Origin of the sequence: uncultured Arcticibacterium sp. (assembly GCF_964021845.1) — a bacterium.
Lineage (GTDB): Bacteria > Bacteroidota > Bacteroidia > Cytophagales > Spirosomataceae > Arcticibacterium.
The window spans coordinates 315,621-335,858 of sequence record NZ_CAXHZC010000004.1 but is presented as its reverse complement, the minus strand read 5'-3'; the positions used below and the strand labels follow the sequence as shown (position 1 = coordinate 335,858).

General features: G+C 37.9%; 14 protein-coding genes. 6 read left to right on the top strand and 8 right to left on the bottom strand.

Going from position 1 to position 20,238, the window contains the following annotated elements; genetic code table 11:
• Nucleotides 1-88: 88 nt before the first annotated feature.
• A complete protein-coding gene (gene nhaA / locus AADJ06_RS13765) occupies nt 89-1,393 on the top strand; it encodes a Na+/H+ antiporter NhaA (RefSeq protein WP_341227048.1) in 1,305 nt (434 codons plus the stop codon).
• A 19-nt stretch (nt 1,394-1,412) separates the two neighbouring features.
• Here the strand turns inward: nhaA and AADJ06_RS13760 are convergent, their stop codons facing one another.
• A complete protein-coding gene (locus AADJ06_RS13760; RefSeq protein WP_341227047.1) occupies nt 1,413-2,537 on the bottom strand; it encodes an MFS transporter in 1,125 nt (374 codons plus the stop codon).
• 126 nt (nt 2,538-2,663) lie between these two features.
• On the opposite strand from AADJ06_RS13760, the gene AADJ06_RS13755 reads away from it, so the two are divergent.
• The 4 genes from AADJ06_RS13755 to AADJ06_RS13740 all read left to right on the top strand — a co-directional run bounded on the left by AADJ06_RS13755 (nt 2,664) and on the right by AADJ06_RS13740 (nt 8,468).
• On the top strand, nt 2,664-3,614 hold the full coding sequence (locus tag AADJ06_RS13755) for a ThuA domain-containing protein (protein WP_341227046.1): 951 nt from the start codon (nt 2,664-2,666) through the stop codon (nt 3,612-3,614).
• Between the two features lie 126 nt (nt 3,615-3,740).
• On the top strand, nt 3,741-6,146 hold the full coding sequence (locus AADJ06_RS13750) for a PSD1 and planctomycete cytochrome C domain-containing protein (protein WP_341227045.1): 2,406 nt from the start codon (nt 3,741-3,743) through the stop codon (nt 6,144-6,146).
• Between the two features lie 2 nt (nt 6,147-6,148).
• Complete coding sequence (locus AADJ06_RS13745) at nt 6,149-7,579, top strand: DUF1501 domain-containing protein (protein WP_341227044.1); 1,431 nt, start codon at nt 6,149-6,151, stop codon at nt 7,577-7,579.
• Nucleotides 7,580-7,784: 205 nt separating this feature from the next.
• Nucleotides 7,785-8,468, top strand: a complete 684-nt coding sequence (locus tag AADJ06_RS13740) for a membrane or secreted protein (RefSeq protein ID WP_341227043.1) — start codon at nt 7,785-7,787, stop codon at nt 8,466-8,468.
• A gap of 196 nt (nt 8,469-8,664) precedes the next feature.
• Here the strand turns inward: AADJ06_RS13740 and AADJ06_RS13735 are convergent, their stop codons facing one another.
• Both AADJ06_RS13735 and AADJ06_RS13730 read right to left on the bottom strand, forming a co-directional pair.
• On the bottom strand, nt 8,665-9,075 hold the full coding sequence (locus AADJ06_RS13735) for a GNAT family N-acetyltransferase (RefSeq protein ID WP_341227042.1): 411 nt from the start codon (nt 9,073-9,075) through the stop codon (nt 8,665-8,667).
• Between the two features lie 6 nt (nt 9,076-9,081).
• Nucleotides 9,082-9,945, bottom strand: coding sequence for a protein-glutamine glutaminase family protein (locus tag AADJ06_RS13730; protein WP_341227041.1), 864 nt, complete (start codon nt 9,943-9,945; stop codon nt 9,082-9,084).
• Nucleotides 9,946-10,198: 253 nt separating this feature from the next.
• Here AADJ06_RS13730 and AADJ06_RS13725 point away from each other — a divergent pair, with 253 nt between their 5' ends.
• A complete protein-coding gene (locus tag AADJ06_RS13725; protein WP_341227040.1) occupies nt 10,199-10,696 on the top strand; it encodes a UpxY family transcription antiterminator in 498 nt (165 codons plus the stop codon).
• On the opposite strand, the gene AADJ06_RS13720 is transcribed toward AADJ06_RS13725, so the two are convergent.
• The 5 genes from AADJ06_RS13720 to AADJ06_RS13700 are packed head-to-tail and all read right to left on the bottom strand — an operon-like array spanning nt 10,679 to nt 20,236.
• Complete coding sequence (locus tag AADJ06_RS13720; RefSeq protein WP_341227039.1) at nt 10,679-11,974, bottom strand: AMP-binding protein; 1,296 nt, start codon at nt 11,972-11,974, stop codon at nt 10,679-10,681. The two genes, AADJ06_RS13725 and AADJ06_RS13720, sit on opposite strands and share 18 nt — an antisense overlap.
• Entirely contained in the window at nt 11,971-13,644 is a 1,674-nt protein-coding gene (locus AADJ06_RS13715; RefSeq protein ID WP_341227038.1) for a C45 family peptidase, read from the bottom strand. Before AADJ06_RS13715 ends, AADJ06_RS13720 begins: the two co-directional genes overlap by 4 nt.
• Nucleotides 13,641-14,876 (bottom strand): NAD(P)/FAD-dependent oxidoreductase, encoded by a 1,236-nt coding sequence (locus tag AADJ06_RS13710; protein ID WP_341227037.1) that lies wholly within the window; start codon nt 14,874-14,876, stop codon nt 13,641-13,643. The genes AADJ06_RS13715 and AADJ06_RS13710 overlap by 4 nt, the downstream gene beginning before the upstream one ends.
• Nucleotides 14,870-16,387, bottom strand: coding sequence for an NAD(P)-binding protein (locus AADJ06_RS13705; RefSeq protein WP_341227036.1), 1,518 nt, complete (start codon nt 16,385-16,387; stop codon nt 14,870-14,872). The genes AADJ06_RS13710 and AADJ06_RS13705 overlap by 7 nt, the downstream gene beginning before the upstream one ends.
• Complete coding sequence (locus tag AADJ06_RS13700; RefSeq protein WP_341227035.1) at nt 16,388-20,236, bottom strand: MMPL family transporter; 3,849 nt, start codon at nt 20,234-20,236, stop codon at nt 16,388-16,390.
• Nucleotides 20,237-20,238: the final 2 nt, after the last annotated feature.

Sequence of the window (20,238 nt, the reverse complement as noted above, 5' to 3'; positions counted from 1 at the left end):
TAAAAATCACGCCAAATTCCATGTGAATATCAACGTTTTACCCGAAATTAGGGATTAAGAGATTCATTGATAAACACGACAAAAAAACATGATAAAAGAGATATTTCTCACACCATTCCAAAGATTTGCTAAAATCCAAAGTGCCAGTGGCATTTTACTATTTACTGCCACGGCTATTGCCATGATTTGGGCAAACTCCACCTTTAGTGACTCTTATCAATCGTTATGGGATTATAAAATCGGGATTAGTTCGGAAGGGTTTGAACTTAAAAAGCCGCTGATACTCTGGATAAACGACGGTCTTATGGCCATCTTCTTTTTTGTAATAGGTCTTGAAATTAAAAGAGAGCTTCTGGTAGGTGAGCTCAACTCTATTCGCAAAGCTACTTTTCCGCTCTTTGCCGCCATTGGTGGTATGGTCACACCATTTGCCTTATTTTACTTTTTAAATGATTCCCCAGAAACTGCAAATGGCTGGGGTATTCCTATGGCTACCGACATTGCTTTTTCTTTAGCCATTATTAAGTTATTAGGAAAAAGAGTACCCCTCAGCCTTAAGATATTCTTGACCGCTTTTGCCATTATTGACGATTTAGGTGCGGTCTTGGTAATTGCCATTTTCTATAGTACGGGCATTGATTGGTATTTGATACTTTATACCCTAGTTCCTTTTTTACTCTTATCATACCTCTCTTTTAAAGGTGCTTATTCTGGTATGGTGACTTTAATATTGGGCATTATAGTTTGGTATTTATTCTTAAAATCGGGAATTCATCCTACTATCGCGGGAGTACTTCTGGCGTTTACCGTGCCGATTAGTCAAAAAATAAATATAGCTTCTTTTAAGCAGAGGCTCCTGCATATAGTTAGACGCATCAGTAAATCTGAAGACCCAGATGTGCCTGTGCTGTCAAAAGAACAAATAGTACAGATAGAAGAACTTCAAGAGGTAGCAAATAAATTCAACTCTCCGCTTCAAAAACTTGAGCATCAATTACATGGCTGGGTAGCCTATTTTATCATGCCGGTTTTTGCTTTGGCAAATGCTGGTGTAATCTTTGGCTACGACATGGTCTTAGATGTACCCCTAATTGTCAATCTTGCCCTAGCACTCTTCGTTGGTAAGTTTGTAGGTGTCTCCTTATTATCTTACATAAGTATTAAACTGAAACTAGCAGAGCTCCCAGAAGATGTTAATTACTTCCAAATAATAGGGATTTCTATTTTAGCGGGTGTGGGTTTTACCATGTCTATTTTCATAGCGAATCTAGCTTTTTCAGGCAGTCCAACCTACATGGACTCCGCTAAAGTGGGAATTATAGCTGGTTCTGTAATCTCAGGAATAGTGGGATATATTATTCTAAGAGTTAGTAAAAAAGCTACCTCAGAATAAATAATAGTTAGCTCTTAGATTAAGCTTTTTCGTCAATGTATTTCCAAACCAGATAAAGCATTAGACCAAAGAGTAACAGTACCACCGAAAGAGCTAGTCTTAAACCAAAAATATCAGATAAAAAACCGATGCTAGGAGGTCCTACAAAAAATCCCGTATAACCTATACTGGTAGCCATGGCTATGCCCACCGCAGGTTTTACGCCTTTGGTGTTTCCTGCTAAAGAAAAGATAATTGGTACAGCAGTAGCCACACCTAAACCTACCAAAAAGAAGCCTAAAAATGCGGTAAAAACTGAAACGTGAGCCAGAGCAATACCTAAACCTATGATAGCACAAATGGCGTCATATTTCAAAAGTTTTTTCCTGCCGTAGTAAGTAGTCAGTTTGTCTCCAAATAATCTCCCAAGGGTCATACCTCCTGCATAAACACCAAAGGCTATGGCACTAAAAGTGGGCTCTTGCCCCACCACGGTATTCATATAAATGGCAGACCAATCTGTCATAGAACCTTCTCCTATCATGGAGCATAAAGCAATAATCCCTAAAGGAATAATGGCTTTTGAAGGCCACCTAAAGCCACTAGAATCCTCGCCAGACTCATCCACATCATCTTTATCACTAATTAGGTAAAAGGACGCGATAATAACGATAAAAAGGCTAGCCGTACATAAACTGGATAAATGTATTAATAGGCTAATATCAAAATGAGAAAACAAAGCACCACTCCCTGCTCCCAAAGCCATTCCAATACTAAAAACGGCATGAAAGGAAGAAATAATGGGTTTGCCCCAAAGCCTTTCTACATAAACTGCCTGCCCATTGGCACATACATCCATAGAGCCTGTGGCGGTGCCCAAAAGAAACAGAAAAAATCCAGCAAAAGCCACATTAGGATATAGCACTATAAAAGGTGTAAAGAGACAGAAAAGTATACCTGAAACCCTAGTGATGCCATCTGAACCGTATTTTGTGGTTAACCACCCTGTAAAAGGCATAGCGGTCATGGCACCAGCAGCTACCAAGAAAAGTAGCGTTCCTAGTACGCTATTACTTATATTGTAAAAGGACTGTAACTCAGGCAGCCGAGCCATCAAATTGGCATATAAAAAGCCATTGACAAAAAAGAAGGCAGATACTGCCATTCTACTATTTCGCATCTCCGATACCTTTCGGTTCTATTTTTGAATTGCCAAAATTAAGAGCATATCTCAGGAAAGAACATTATTTTTGATTAAGATATTCAACCAATCATATAATACCCTCTTAATATGAAATTTAAACAAGCCCTCCTTGGCCTAGTATTTCTTCTAATAAGCATCACTTCGCAAGCTCAAATAAAAACGCTGATAGTAGATGGTCAAAACAATCATGTTCAGTGGCCTAAAATCACCCACATGATGAAAGACTACTTAGAAGAAACAGGCAAATTTAAGGTAGATGTAAAAAGAAGTGCTTTCACTTGGCAAGGTGAAGAATTCATTAAAGCCTTTCCTATCTCAGGAACAGAAAACACGGAAGCTTTGCCAAAATCTAAAACAGACCCAAACTTCAAACCTAATTTCAAAGCATACGACCTCGTGATATGTAATTTTGGATGGAATGCTGCTCCATGGCCTGATGCTACGCAAAAGGCTTTTGAAAAATACATCAAATCTGGTGGTGGATTAGTAGTCATTCATGCTGCAGATAATTCTTTTCCTGACTGGGCGGCCTATAATGAAATGATAGCCATTGGTGGCTGGGGCGACCGTACAGAAAAAGATGGCCCGTATGTTTATTATGATAATGATGGTAACCTACAAAAAGACATGACGGCAGGAAAAGCTGGACATCATGGTGCACAGCACGAATATCAAATTCAAATTAGAGACACTGAGCATCCTATTACCAAAGGAATGCCCCTAAAATGGCTGCATACTAAAGACGAACTTTACGATAAATTAAGAGGCCCTGCTAAAAACATGAACGTATTAGCCACAGCATACTCTAGCAAAGATTTTAGTGGAACAGATAGACATGAGCCTATGCTAATGACTATTGATTACGGTAAAGGACGTATTTTCCATACGCCAATGGGTCATGTAGATTACTCAGTTTCTTGCGTGGGCTTTATCACAAGTTTACTAAGAGGTTCTGAATGGGCGGCTACTGGCAAAGTAACTATTCCTATCCCTGCTGACTTCCCTACTGCTGAAAAAACTAGCCAGAGAGCGGAATAAGTCTATAACAGTTAAGGACGGTTTAATAAACTATTCAAACTAAGTTTGAATAAGGCATTTTATGCCCTAACCATATTATCAAGACTATAGTATCCATGTTGGTATTAAGAGTCTTCCTAGAAATTTATGCTAAATTTAATCTTACTTTTCTTAACAGAAAGTGCCGATTCATCGGAGCCTTTTTGGTTGTTTTCCTTTCTGGGAAGGCTTCACCCCATGCTGGTTCATTTCCCCATAAGCCTTCTATTATTAGCTGCTCTTTTTGAACTCTTAAGCTTTAAGAATTTCAATTCAAAACTAAGACCTAGCATAAACCTTATTCTTATTTTAGGTACCGCTAGTGCCATTATCTCAGCTGCTTTTGGTTTACTATTGGCACAAAACGAAAACCTTGATGGTGATGTTTTATTCATTCATCAATGGGCAGGAATTAGCAGCAGTGTTTTAAGCCTTTTGCTTTTGTTTTTTCTGCATCAAATACTAAGAAAAAACGAGGTCAAATTCATTTTACCTTACCGTATATTTTTATTCTTAACTGCTATTGGTGTTTCTGTAGCAGGTCATTTTGGAGCCAGTATGACTCATGGAGAAACCTATTTGACCGAGGTTTTACCTAGCCAAAATACTCGTTTAGCAAGCACTGGAAACCTTTTAGCTTATCAAAGTGATACCCTGAGCGAAGCAAATCAGCTTAAACTTACCAATGAAGTCAGAGCCATTTTTGCTCATAATTGTTATAAATGTCATGGCTCCGCCAAACAAAAAGGTGAATTACGTTTAGACGAAAAGGATTTTGTTTTTGAAGGTGGTGAATCTGGCAAAGTCATTATTCCGGGAAACGCCAAGAAAAGCGATTTGTATCAGCGAATCATTTTACCAAAAGGACATGATGATGTAATGCCTTCAAAAGGTAAAACCCTGAGTGAAAACGAAATTGGCCTAATAGAACTATGGATTAATAAAGGAGCAATTTGGTCGGATGGTGCTTTGCAATCCTCTATTTTCAGAGTGGCAGCATTAGCTCCGAGAAGTCCGGCATTACCTGTCAAATCAAAAAACCTTAGCAATCCTATAGACCTATGGGTGAATGAATATTTCAAACAAAATGAAATTAACTGGGGGCAGCCAGTAGATGATAGAACTTACCTAAGACGCATTTATCTAGACATTGTTGGGCTAATTCCTTCCAATGCCGACCTTAATGAATTCATAGCTGATTCTCATCCAAACAAAAGAGAGGTTTGGGTTCAAAAACTGCTTGACCGCAATGATAGCTATGCCCAACACTGGCTTACTTTCTGGAATGATGCCCTCCGAAATGACTATTCAGGAACTGGGTATATTACCGGCGGGAGATATAACTTGACTGATTGGCTCTATAAGTCTTTACGTCAAAACAAACCCTATGATGTATTTGTCAAAGAATTACTTAATCCAGATGATGCCTCAAAAGGTTTTATAGCTGGAATTCAGTGGCGTGGCACTGTCAATGCCAGTCAAAGAACAGAAATGCAAGCCGCTCAGAATGTAGGACAAGTGCTTCTTGGGCTAAATCTTAAATGTGCCTCCTGTCATGACAGCTTTGTAAGCGACTGGAAACTAGAGGATGCTTATGCTTTTGCCAATATCTTCTCTGAAGAACCTTTAGAAATTAATCGATGCGAAGTTCCTATGGGCAAATTTGCTCCTACAAGGCTTCTTTGGCCTAGCTTGGGAGAAATAGACGGTGAAGCAAGCCGAACAGAAAAACTAAAGCAACTATCAGAAAAAATGGTACAGCCTGCCAATGGTAGGCTCTACCGAACCATAGTCAACAGGGTTTGGAAACAAATGCTAGGCAGAGGCATGGTAGAACCCGTAGACGAAATGGATAATGAACCATGGAGCCAAGATTTATTAGACTGGCTTGCTGTTGATTTTGTAAACAAGGGCTACGATATCAAAAAGCTTATTTATCTCATTTCCACTTCCCAAATTTATCAAATGCCTTCACAAGCTTTTGAAAACTCTACTTTACTGGTAGATGATACTTATAGGTTTAAGGGCATGGTCAGAAAAAGAATGACTGCCGAGCAGTTTTCAGACGCTGTAAGTCAATTATTTGCTCCCGTTTTCAAGATAGATGAGGTAAAATATGAGCCCTTTGAATTAGTAGCTTACCTGCCAGAAGAAAAGAAAGCGAGAGCGTCTTTGGTTCAAAACAACACTTTCTTAACAACCTTAGGCAGACCAAACAGAGAAGTGGTAAGCACCAGCAGAGATTCGCAAGGAAACCTACTTCAAGCCTTAGAGATGACCAACGGAGAGCTATTAAACCAAGTACTAAAAGAGGGTGCTAAAAATTGGCAAGCGAAATATCCTGAAACAGACACGCTCATTTCTGAAATGTTTAAACAGGCATTGGCCAGAAACCCAAGTCAAAAAGAAAGGGAGATAGCCCGAGCATCTTTAGGCAGCAAACCAAAAATAGAAAGTATTCAAGACTTTATATGGTCGGTGGTTTTATTACCAGAATTTCAACTAGTTTATTAAGTATGAAAAAATATTGGGACAGACGAGATTTCATCAAGCAAAGTGCTGCAGCCGTGGCTACCATGGGCATGGCTTCCCCTATCTCCAGCTTATTATCCTCTTGTTCGCCAAATAAAGAATTGACCGCTACAGCGGATTCTGTCATATTACTTTTCATGGCTGGTGGGATGGCTCATACAGAAACTTTTGACCCAAAAAAGTACACGCCATTTACCAAAGGTATGCAGTCAGACAGTGTACTGAGCACCTTTAAATCTGTGCCCACCGCACTTGACGGCATCCATTTCTCCGAAGGTTTGGAATCAATCGGAAGAATTATTGACAGAGGAAGTTTAATACGCTCTTACGTAGCGGCAGACCTAGGACACATTTTACATACACGTCATCAGTATCATTTTCACACCTGCTATGAACCTCCGCAGTCTGTCACCGTGCCGCACATGGGTTCTTGGGTTTCTAAAGAGTTGGGGCCTTTGAACAAAGTCATTCCTTCTTTTATAAACATTGGGCAGCGTTTTGAAGTAGGTGAAGGCGAAGAATTAAAGGCATTTCATAGTGCAGGATTTTTGGGCAGTGAACATGGCCCTTTTCTTATTCCAGACCCAACTTCAGGTTTGGATAGCGTGCGGCCGCCCGTTGGTATGTCTACCAAAAGATTTGAAAGTAGAAATCAACTATACAATCAACTTTTGAGTGAATCTGCCATGGGAGAGTTTGGCAGCGACTATCAGAAAGAGTCTTTAAAAAGGTCTATGGAACAGGCTTACATTCTACTTAATTCGCCAGAGGCCAAAGCATTTGATATCAATTTAGAACCTAAAGAAAGCTACGACACTTACAACACTGGAAAGTTTGGTTTAGGCTGCCTAATGGCAAAACGGTTGGTGGAAGAAGGTGCTAGGTTTATAACCGTAACTTCAGAATATGAGCCTTTTATGAACTGGGACACCCATGACAATGGACATACAAGATTGGCAGAAATGAAAAAGAGAATTGACGCCCCTATTTCTCAACTCATTAAGGACTTAGAAAAAAGTGGAAAGTTGGACAGCACCATAGTCATAGTAGCCAGTGAGTTTAGCAGAGATATGCTTACCGAAGGAAGGCCAGATCTAAAGGTGAAAGACCAAGTAGAAGTACCAGACATTATTAACGACATGAAAAATTATGGCATGCACCGTCATTTTACAGATGGCTGCTCTATGTTGCTTTTTGGTGGTGGTATAAAAAAAGGACATGTTTATGGAAAAACTGCCGACGAAAGGCCTTGCAAATCCATTGAAAAACCTATCAGAATTGACGGTGTTCATCAAACCATTTATCATGCTTTGGGTATTTCACCAGACACCAATTACGAAATAGAACAAAGACCATTTTACACCACTCCAGATGGTAAAGGTGTGGCAGAGTTAGATTTATTGACGAAGGGTTAAATGAGTTTTGTCACGATTTTTGTGGTATAAAAGCCAAAATTCCGTCAAAGAACAATCAATTAATGATTCCACAAGGGGTTTCACCCGTCGCTAGGTATGTATGATTTCAATTCCCTAACGAAACCATCTTAAATTTTATAGAAACAAAGCAGCATTTACTGTTTATCTTAGTCATATTATTCTTTAACTCTTAAAGACATTCATCATGACTACTTCTAAAATATCACTTCCTATCAGACTAGTTTTTATACTACTTTTAGGAATTACACCATTACTAAAAGCTCAAAAGGTTTATCAGTTTTCAACAGAAAACAAGCAAGGGCAAGAGGAAATTCATCGAATCTTTGTGGATGACCAGTACTTCATTGAATCTGTCTTTATAGCTTCGCCAGCTACTTTTATAAGCACTAAAGGCGGTTTCTACAAAAAAGAAGAGAACACATACCTAGTCAATTTTGAGTTCAACTCAGACTTCGAAAAAGATGGACTGAAATCTCACTCTTATACAGAGAGAGCTTCATGGAAACTACAAAAAGAGACAAACCAGGCCTTAAAAGGAAAATGGCTCATGGGTGGAAGAATAAATGAAGAAGGGCTAAGCAGAAGAGATACCAGCGGTACACGTAAAACCATGAAAGTACTTTTCAATGACTATTTCCAATGGATAGCATTTGACACAGCCTCTATGAAGTTTTCTGGCACTGGTGGTGGTAAATACCTGATTGACAATGGAAAGTATACGGAACACATAGAATATTTTTCACGTGATAACTCAAGAGTAGGAGCCGAACTTAGCTTTGATTATGAAATAATTAATGGGGAATGGCACCACAAGGGACTAAGCAGTAAGGGCGACCCCTTTCATGAAATTTGGATAAAAAGAAGGTAAAATATTAAATATTTTACGCTTTTAAGGACAGTCAAGGACGGTTCAAAAACTTTGATATATTACATTTGAACATCGAATTATGACAACAAGATATTTAAGATCTATAACATCAATTTGATTTATTCAACCCTATAAAATTTCGAGTAAAGGCATGGTTGTGGCGTAAAGTCATGGCCATGTTTTTTTTCATTTAAGCTTAAAAAAGTCTTTCTAGAATCACAAAGTCAATTCCTCCCTTTGTGTATCTATTTTCTGTTTCTTTTAAACCAAACTTCTTATAATATCCGGTCTTATCTACACGAGCATTGCACCATAGTTTTTTAACAGCCTTTTCTTTACATATTAACACTATATGCTCCAGAATTAGGGTACCATAGCCCTTCCCCTGTTCCGAGACCTTGGTGGCCAGTTTTCTAAATTGAACCTCATCCCCCTTAAAAAACAATGAAACCACCGTTACTAGATCTTCTTGTTTAAAAAGACCTAAATGCATTCCATGTTTATCTTCCTCAAGTTTGACATAATCAAAAGGCATAGCTGGCCACATGACCGTATGTCTTAAATTCCAAGTTTCTGATGCCTGTATTTCTTTAATTTCTATTTCCAAAGCCTATCAATTGAATAATTCCCATAGTCTATTGCTCCAGTGAATGTATCTTTCGTTATAAAACTGCATTAAGGCATCGTTGGTCTTATTTGATAAATCTACTGGCTTGGGCAAAAAAGTATAGTTAACCAGCCAATCAAAATTAGTTAACAATTGTTCCAAGAATACCCATTCCTTATTGTCAAAACTACCTTTTCCTTCATGAATTCTCAGAGCCAAGTCATTGATAGCAAGGCCCCTTTGAACGTAGTCGTCACCCACATTAAGATACCAGAAATTTCCTGTAATTATGGAAGGCAAATAAGTAGGTGGATAATATTGCCCCAAAGGCTTTTCGGTATTTTCTTCTAAAAAGCCATCCAGAGAATTAAAAAGGTAACAATCTACATCGGTCAAAAGATATAATGATTTAGGACAATTCATTCTTTCTAACCATTCTTCTTGAAGTATGAGCCCTTCGGGATTAAAAGACTGGTCAATCACCAAAGTCTCTACAGCTCCCTCTTCATTATATGCTGTAAAATATGGGGCTACATGATACCCCCAGTTGGTAGTTTCTGAAATGCCAAAGGGGTCTGGGATATTAAATAACTCATCTGACAATAATGAAAATCTAGCAGGAGCAAAATTCCATATTTTACCCGTAAAAATACCTTCCTTTCTGAGCAGTAAACAGAGGAAGTGAGCTCTATCTTCACAAGAGCCATTTATATAGCGATACTCAATATTTTCAGACTTTACCATTTCAAAAACCTTAGCCCTCATTTCGAAAGGCAAAGGCTCCAAAAACGGAACATAGGGAGACGCCGCAAGAAGTGAACTATAATCCTCTGGACTAATTAAATCGCGACCTTGGTCTGAATTAAACATTTACTATTAAAATATTTCGATGATTATCTAAATATATAAAGTCTTGAAATTTGAATACGAAACTAAGACTTAAACGGTTTATAAACTCTAATCCTAAAACAATTAAACCAACATTTTTCAAGAATATAATGATTGTATTTATAAACTTGATTTTGACAAGATTTGAGCACAGTGAAGTCTTTTCAATTAAAGCCTCTCAACTTGTTCGTCTAAAATAAACCTCTTAGATTGGCTAAATAAGATTGAAACAGAAATGAACTGGTACGTATTATACACCAAACCGAGAAACGAAAAAATGGTAGCCCAAAGGCTTCAAAACATTGGATTAGAAACGTACTGCCCAGTTCTCAAAACAGAAAGAAAATGGTCTGACAGAAAGAAAGTGGTAGAAGAACCACTTTTTAAGTCTTACATTTTTGTAAGACTAGAGGAACATTTTAGAAACAAGGTTTTTGCCGTACCTGGAGTGGTACGTTACCTTTTTTGGTTAGAAAAGCCTGCTATTGTTAAAGACAGAGAAATAGCCGCCATTAAAAACATGCTGAATGACTTTGAGCACTCGGAAATTGTTACTGAAGAATTTGAAGCTAACGACAGAATAAAGCTTAAATCTGGACCGCTAATGGATATGGAAGGACGTGTAGAATATCAAAACGGACACAAAATTGAAGTACTCTTGCCCAGCCTTCAACTCAAACTAGTGGTGGATACCCGTAGAACCAAGGTTGGTAAATTAGGCAAGAACTCTTAGGTCGTGAAACAAGACAGGTTTCCTGCTTAACTTAGGATTTTTCAGTTTGTCTATTAGCTCAGAATCTTCAAACTTTATTTTGGGTGCTACCCTAAGTTTCGCTCTAAAATGGTCTTTTATTTCCTTTTCAAAACTCGGTGAATTGTCTTTACTACCTACTTTCACCACTATTTCGTCAGTTCCTAGCTCGTTGGTAAACACCTCTACCAAATAGTTTTGAATCCCGTTTATATCATTCAAAATATCATACAAAGCAGGCGGATAAAGGGTGGTTCCTTTATACTTTATCATCTGCTTTTTACGCCCTATAATAGGCCCAAGTCTTATGGTTTTTCTGCCACAGCTGCAGGCCTCTTTATAATGGTAACATATATCGCCAGTTTTAAATCTTAAAAGCGGCAAACCTTCCACACCCAAAGTGGTAATCACCACTTCACCTGCTTCGCCTTCTTTTACTGGCTGGTTTTGTTCATCTAAAAACTCTACAATAACCAACTCTGGATGGTGATGCCCGCCTAAGCCAGCCTCACACTCGGTAAAAGCTGTACTCATCTCTGTAGAAGCGTAGGTGGAAAATAATTTAATATCCCATTTTTCCTTTATCTTTTCACCAAGCGTGCTCAATGAAAAATCTTCATTTCGTAAAGACTCTCCTATACAGATAGCCTTATTTATCTGGGTAGCTTTATAATCAATACCATTTGCCTCTGCATACTCAATAAGCTTTAAAAGAAAAGAAGGCACCGTGACAAAAGCCGTAGGATTAATGCGTTTTAAAGTATCCCACTGTAGTTCTGGAATACCTCCTCCTACCCTGACCACACCAGCTCCCAATTTACGGATACCCATAAAATATGCCAACCCTGCCATAAAACGCTTATCCATGGTGGTCATTAGTTGGTAAATATCGTCTGCGGAGCCTTGAGCACAGGCAAACGAAATGCACTCATTATAAGCTAGTCGTTCTAAATCCTTATCCGTTAGAGGAAAGGTTACAGGGTCTCCTAAGGTACCAGAAGTAGTGATATAATCAATTATTTCACGTGGTGAAACACAAACAAAATCTTGATTCCTAGTTTGTAAATCTTCTTTAGTGGTCACCGGAATTCTTTGAAGTGCTTCTAAACTATTAATGCTTTTAATATCAATATTGTGCTCCGCAAATAGTTCTCTATAGTAAACCGATTTCTCACTTAAATATGCTAATAGATCAGGAAGCCTTTGCTCTTGAAAAGCACGCTGTTCTTCCAATGATTTCAACTCTATTTCTGGAATCATTCCTCTTCTTTAATTTCTTTTATGGCAGCCAAAACCTTCTCTTTCTCATAGCCAGTGGCTATTTCCTTTATCAAAGCCTTATTATAATATGTTAAAGCCCTTTTCCCCTCTCCCCTACTATTTAGGTAATCGGCTATTAAAATATAAGTATCAAAATACTCTGGATTACTCGCCTCTAAAAGCTTAATTTCTTCTTCTGATATGTCAGTTCCGCTTTGCACTTTAGCTTTTAGCTTTTTGAAAATTTTAAAATCCTGATATTCTTCCGATTTTAAAAATGGGTCTGCCGCAATATTCAGAGGCTTTTCATAAAGCTCCACTTTAGATCTTAATGTATCCGCCAAAGCAAAAACCTTATTTAAGTCATAACAAACAAACGCACCTAATTGATAAGGATTGGTAGAAACCCAAACCTGAAGTTTCTCTGGTTTAAAAACCACAGAATGGTGGGCTATTAATTGATTAATAGCCATTTCATTTCCCATACCAAGGTTTTCTCCTTTTAAGCCTGTTTGATTTCTTAAAATTGACACAGCATCTGGCACTGTCAATTTTGGGCCTTCATTTACTAGTTCGGTCATTAATTCAAACCTATAAGCAGAAGAACTTTGTTCAAGGTTATTAAGATTTATTTCATCATTTTTGAACACGTTCCCTTGAAAGTGGTTAGAGCATATTTGATAGTCATTTGACCTGCCTTCAAACAAATCTGTTTTAGTTGGACTTACTTCAATAATGGCCGTTTTACCATCTTCTGCCGAACCTATCAAAATAGACTCTGAAACGAACACTTTTCTTTTCTGGGCTATAGCGTAGGCCTCCTTGATGTTCTTCGCATACTGCAATATTTCTCTTGCCACTAAAGATATTGGTGTAGCTGCCGTAGTAGGAATTTCAGATTCAGAGGCATTTAAAGTAACGGTCAATCCTTTTTCATTCATTCCAGAAACCGCACCTATCATACCCGCCCATGATACCATCATAAGTTTATAGCCTTTACTCGGATTGACAAAATTGACCACCTTGTTTTTGGCAAACTCTTCGCCCACAAAGAAATCAAAGTTCCTTCCTACCAATAATGTACTATCCGCCGTTCTATCTCCCCAGGCAGCAAAAGAAGTACAGCCCACTTTAAAGTTTTTGCCTTGCAAAGCATGCCCAATATCATGAGCGGCATGATAATTCAGCATCCTATGATACTTTGGAGCTATATAATCATATTCGTCAGAGGCGAAAAGGGATTCTCCATATATCTCCTCTTGATACTCCTGCGTAATATGATCATCAAGGTCCTTATTAAAATAGGCAATGAAATACTTCATTTGACGCAGTAAAAACTTAGACGGAATCATTTTGTTTATTTGATTCACAAAAGCCTCTTCCTGCTGAGCCGCTAGTTCTTTTTGGAGCTTGCCCTCCATTACGCCACGCTCAAAACCTCCTCCTTTTACATATAATTCCCAAAGCCCCGTCTCACTTTTCTTGAGCCAGTTATCTTCTATTTTGTAAAAATCTTCGTCTATTTTCTCTCTGTCTTTCTCTAAATAATTTGAAAATTCTGGTTTGGGTTCATCTATTTTGACCCAAAAATAAAAGCACAGCATCAGCACCACTAGCAAAGCAACTATGCTCCCAAGTAGATAGGCTCCTATTTTCCAAAATCTCTTCATCTTATTGGCTTATTTTGCATTTCTAAAAATGAAATTAGCGATTTAAGAGCTCTCCTTGGTTTTCTAACAAAAGGGTTTTCCATATCCCAAACGTAACCCGCCAATACAGAACATATTTGTCGTTTAATCTCTAAATCAGGTTCAGGAGCAAAGAAAATCTTTTGTAAATCTCTACTATACCATGCTTCCACATAGGCTCTAAAAACTTCAATCCCCTTCTTCATGTAAGTGCTATAGTCTTCTTCCCAGTTCACCTTTTTTCCTTCTAAAAAGTCGGCAACCATATTACCCGCTAAATGCCCTGATTCTACCGCAAATGTAACTCCAGATGAGAAAATTGGATCTAAAAACTCCGTGGCATTACCCACCAAAACAAAACCCTCCCCATATAGTTTTTTACAGGAAATGGCATAGCCTCCTAGTTTTTTAGGGTTAAAAATGAATTCAGTCTCACCAAAACGAGCTTTCAAAAAATTATTACTTTCAATAATTTCTTTTAATTGATTTTCTGGCTCTGCCGAAAACGAATTAAAATATGCTGCATCCGAAACTATACCTAAAGATGTGCTTCCATCTGAAAATGGTATAATCCAAGCCCAAGTGTTATCTTTTAAAATAAGTGCTATGATTCTGGTTTCATCTGTTCTTTTCTCATCCTTAATATGAGCAAATAAACTTTGCTTAGGAGAAAGTGATGAAGCTTGTTCTAAATTTAACATTCTGGGGATAACTCGCCCATACCCACTTGCGTCTACTATGTACTTTGCCGCTATTTCTGACTGACTTCCATCTACACAATCTACTGTTGTCACCGAGTCTGTGCCAGAAAACTCTATTTTTGACACAGCAGTTTCATAAAGAACACTGACACCCTTTCTTTCAATTTCATCTGCCAGAACTTTGTCAAAATCAGCTCTCTTTACTTGCCAGGTCCAATCCCAACCTTCTGTAAATTTTTCGCTAAAGTCAAATTCACAAACTTTATCTCCATGAACAAATATGGCACCTTTTTTCTCTTGAAAACCCACTTCTTTGATAGCCTCCAGTAGTTCTGCCGCTTCTAACGGCTCCATCACTTTTGGTAGTAGACTTTCCCCAATCACAAACCTCGGAAACTTTTGTTTTTCTACCACAGCAACCTCAAAACCACGTTTTTTCAAGATTGCAGCAGCCAAACACCCCGCCGGCCCTGCTCCTATTACCAGCACATCTGTCTGGATTCGGCTTAACATCTATTAATTTTCTTAATCAAATAATCTTGTCCTAAAATAGCTTCACAGGTTCTTACCGCTCCCACTGTCACACCTAAAATGCCATGCATGTTTAAGTTTTGACCTGTAAAAAACAGGTTTGGTATTTTGGTGGTTGGCGAGATAAACGTTTTCAATGGTTCCTTATAATCCTTAGAGATACCATAAAGGCTACCATCATCCGTTCCTATATAATCTCTGTAAGTCAGTGGAGTTCCTGCGGTAAATGATTTTACGCAATTCCTAAGCTCCGGAATTCGCTTATAAATCACATCCAAGAGCTTTTCTGCCCTTTGTATTTTAAAGTCTTCATAGCCCTGTCCTCTACTTTCTCGGGCATGAGGTATAGTACTAAAAGTATTTTGCCACTGAGCCACCTCTTCAAATTTCATATAACTCAGCACGGTCAAACTATCAGCGTATTCTGTAGATTTTGAAGACCGTGGCACAAACACACAGTAAGAGTCAGGCCACATTTCTCCTTTTACACTTACACTATTCCATACATCATCTCTTGAGAAATGATAGTAGTTAAAGTTCTTATACTTAAAAGTTCCTGGCTTAAGCACCACATCAAGAACAAAGGCTGAAGATGAATTCTTCAAATTCTCAACCCTTCCTCTGTAAGCTTTTTTAATGCGACTAGACACCAGCATTTTCATGGTATTAGCTGGGTGAATGTTAGAAATAAAGTTTTTCCCTTCTATTTTTTCACCATCTTTTAGTAGCACATATTGAATTTTACCATCGTGCTCTACTATTTCCACCACCTCTGCATAATTTCTTACCGTACCCCCAAGTTTTTTGATATTTTTTGTCAAATACCGTTCTATTTGTGAGCCTCCGTCAATGCATTTATAAGAACTTTCTATGTACGTATTCACCACCAAAGCATGCACATAAAGTGGCGTTTTATCTCCGTCACCGGCATAAAGTGGATTTGAACCTGCCAACACCATTTGAAGCTTTTTATTAGCCGTGATTGAAGCTATAAAGTCTTTCGCATTTACATCTAAATACTTAAGACCCAGGTCTCCACTTTTATTGGCCTCTTTTAATCGATACATTGGAAAGTAATCACAAACTTCCTTTATCTTTTTAGTATAAAGCTCAATTGCACTTCTCTCTTCTGGAAACTGGACGCAAAGTTGGTCTATGAAATTTTCGTAGCCTTGGGCATGGTTATAAACATTGGGGTCATTATCAAAAGATATTTTGTCAAAGCCATCTTCATCCATCTTATGAAGATTTAATTTATCCATGATATCAAAATATTTGAAAAACTGATTTAGGTTTTGCCCTTCATCTAAGCCCCCCAAATAGTGTACTCCCGTATCAAAAATAGCCTTATCTCTCACAAAAATTTGTAAGCTACCGCCAAACTGCCTGTTCTTCTCTAAAACGCAAACACTAAAGCCTTCTTTACTCAGCGTATAGGCACATTCTAAGCCTCCTAAGCCACTTCCTATGATTACGTAGTCAAATTTTGGCATCTATTTTCTCAGGACGTAAATCACGTTAGAAGTGTTTTTAGTATTATCTATTCGTTCAAAACTTAGTTTGTGTTTTGTCGCAATTTTCTCAATGAACCTGCCCGACAAAAAGGCTAGCTTATTTTGAGTCTTATTAAAACCAATATTGGTTGACATAAACTCTGTCAACTTAGTGCCTTTATGCCTTTCTTCTAAATCCTTATCGCCATCTCTTATCAATATCAAACCATTCGGATTAAGGCTTTCTATCGTTTTTACTATGAGTTTTTCTTGTTCTGCCGATGGCAAATAATGAAGCACATCACTCAGCACAAAAGCATCACTTTTACGCAAATCACTTTTGGTTGCGTCGGCAGTTTCAAAACTTATATTCTCTGTTTTTGAAAAACAATTATTGGCAACTGCTATCTTGTTTTCGTCATAATCACTTGCATAAATGGTGCGTTCACTACTCCTAAAGCCTAACATGAGCGGCAAAAACCCATAACCCGAACCAATATCAGAAATGACTCCTTTCTTTGGCAGAATGGAATCAAAAAGCTTATAGTTTTCTTCTAGCTTAACCTTAATTTTCATGTACCATTCTAGCACCGGGCCTTTGTAAATATAGTTAGTGCGGAGTCTGTCAAAGAAATAATCAACAGTTTCTCTTTCGGCTCTTAAGTTAGCGTATTCTTCTTTAAAATAAGCACTTATGGCTTTAGTTCTTTTTGCGTACCCTTCTCCAAAGCTACTATCATCAGGTTTAATTCTTGGCAGATATTTGACCGTAATCTCGCCAGGTTTCAGCAAGAAATTATCTTCTCTGCCTTGCACATAGGCCGTACCATGAAAAATGATTGGGACTATATCTAAATCCAGTTTATCAGCCAGAAAAAATGCTCCTTTATGAAATCTTCTTAGTTTTTCTGAAGGTGAACGCGAGCCCTCTGGGAAAATGGCGATAGAATAACCCTCCGCTATCAATTCACGAATCTGAACTAGGTTTTCATCATATCCAGCCTCTTTAGGAATAAAGCCACCCATACGAACTATAGGGCCCATGAAAGTATTTTTCCAAACCCAGTCATTCACCATCAAAATAAGTTTTGGGCTTAAAGACTGCATGAGTAGTGAATCTATCACGGAATGATGGTTGGTAATCACCATAGCAGGCTTTTCAAAATTCTCATTGAGCGGATTGACCTTTCTTTTAGTCACATGGGTATTGACATAAATCATGGACTTGGCACCCAAGCTTCTGACTTTATGAAACCAGCGTTTCCTTGTCTTTAGCGGAAGAGGCAGTAATTTCAAAATCACTATACCAACCGTCATGACTATAAAACAACCAATAGCAAAATATACGAAAGCAAAAATGGAACGTATTAGCCCCATTATAGTTAACGGCACTCGCTTTTTCTTTGCTCTTTTGGTAATCATAAAATTATAAAGAGCCGGCTGTATGGTATTCGAAACCAGTAGAACCGAAAACATACCAATAACCGCTATTAAGCCAATGGACTTAAGGGCTGGATGCTGTGCAAAAACCAAAACACCAATACCAATAATGGTAGTAAATGCCGAAAGGAAAATGGAAGATTTATAATTAGAGAGGTTTTTCTTTCCTGTCTTGTATTCGTTACTGAGAGCATCTGTAATAAAGATGCTGTAATCATCTCCAAGTCCAAAAATGAAGGTTGAAATGATAATATTGATAATGTTAAACTTCAGCCCAAACATGCCCATCAAGCCCAGAATAATAAGCCAGCTCACTATCATAGGAATGTAGGTAATTAGTGCCAATTCTAGCCTTCCATATGAAATCAAAAGAAAGACAAAAACTAGAATAGAAGATATACCTAAAATAAGATTAAAGTTGTTTTTGATACTTAGCACGAAGCTATTTGTCAAATACTTTTTACTAAATATGTCAATTCCAACATTCCCCTCAAAGGCATCAATTATCTCTTTTTCATAAGCCAAAGGAGCCTTTATCGTGGTAATAACCGTATTTCCATTTGATATAAAATTCTCTAGAATACCTTTTCCTGAATCGCCATAAGTAGCCTCATCAATAGGAGTAATGTCTTTATCTAAAAGAGCGTAAAAAGAACTAAAAGCATCTGCTTTAAATTTGTATTTGCTCCCTTCAGTAAGTAACCTTTCTTTTACACTCGCTTTTTTCTCCTCGGTCCAGAAAGCATTCCACCTGTCAATACGTTTTGCCTGTTCTTCCTTTGAAAGTAAAAGAGCATCAACATCGGTGTACTTATTGATTTTTCCTTCCTCCTTTAATTCTTCTAATAAAGGAATATTTGCTTCTGTATGAAGTAAAGCATCGTTAAGTTCATTGGCCTTGGCTACCAGATAAATAGTAGAAGTGCCGTAATCATGGCTTAAGCTACTCAGGTGTTTTTCCGCCTCTCGCGTTTCATCTGACATGTAATTCATTTTCATCATGTCAGACTCAAAATCCACTTTCTTTGATGTAAAAATGGAAACAAATGCTAAAATCAAGATAAAGGCAATTAGCCATTTATTCTTTTCAAATGGATATTTCCCAATTTTGGTGATGAAGTTTTCCTTTAAGACAAATGCCTCGTCGCGTTTATACTCTTTGAGCAAATGAGGATATAAAATCAAGATAAATAAAGCAGTCCCACCTAATGTCAATGCCGCAAAAATCCCAAAGTCTTGCAGAGCCTCAGAATCTACAAAAAGTAAACTTAGAAAAGCTCCAATGGTAGTAAAACCACCAAGTGTCAATGGGAAAGCGAGGTCTTTAATAGTCGCCACAGCCGAATTAGTATGCTTAAAGTGAGCATAGAAATGAATGGCAAAATCTACCGAAATACCTAACACCACCGAACCAGCACCAATGGCTATTACCGAAACGCTATCACGTATCAAAAACAGCATCCCCATAGAGAAAAGCACACCAAAAAGCACAGGAATAAAAATAACGAAGAACGAACTCCACCTTTTAAAGAAGTAAGTAATCAAGACAAAAAGAGCAATAATAGTGATGCTCAAAGTGACAACAATATCTTGTTTTATTCGGCTAGCATTGCCAGTAGCTACCACCGCGGTTCCAAAATATTCTGTTTTGATTGCCTCCTCCCCGTTTTGACTTTGAGCGAAAGCTATAGCCTCGTCAATGTACTCCATTAGCAGTTTATTCTCTGCCGTATTCTGGGAAGAAACCTCTGGTTTTATGAAACAAAGCAGATTTCTTTTGTCTTTAGTAAAAACAAAGCCCTCGTCCAATTCGAAGTTATCTTCTACTTGGAGTGATGCTAATTTCTCTAAAACAGGACCTGAAATCCCCAGTGGGTCTTTCAGGATGTTTTGCTTCAAAGCCATTCCTGAAGGCGACATCAAATTCCTGAAGTTATTAGCCATTCCTGTTTCTATGGCTTCTGGACTTATCTTTTGGCTTAGAATTTCGTAATCACTTTCTTCTAAAAAGACGGGTAGGTTTTCTAAGTAAATGTCATTCACTGTGAGTAATGACTCGTCTTCCATTTGTAAGGAAACATCCGAAATCAAATGCTCAGTAGAGTCAAGTTCTAAAAGCTTTGACATAAAAGCCTCGGCGTATTCCTTTAAAAGATACTCCTGACCGCTCACCGTACTATCTTCAAAGAAAATATTGACAGCAATGTTATCTAAACTCTTTAAGCTTTTTAAGGTCTCATTAATGGTCCTGATTTTACCAGTAGACGGCATCATCTTGGTAATGTCTTCTTCCAGCTTTATTTGCGACGCATTATAAGCCAAGAAAACTACCAAAAAGCCCAAAAGCCCAAACAGTAAAGCTCTTCGCTTTTTGAAATACTTATATATAGATGTAAAAAATAGACTCATTC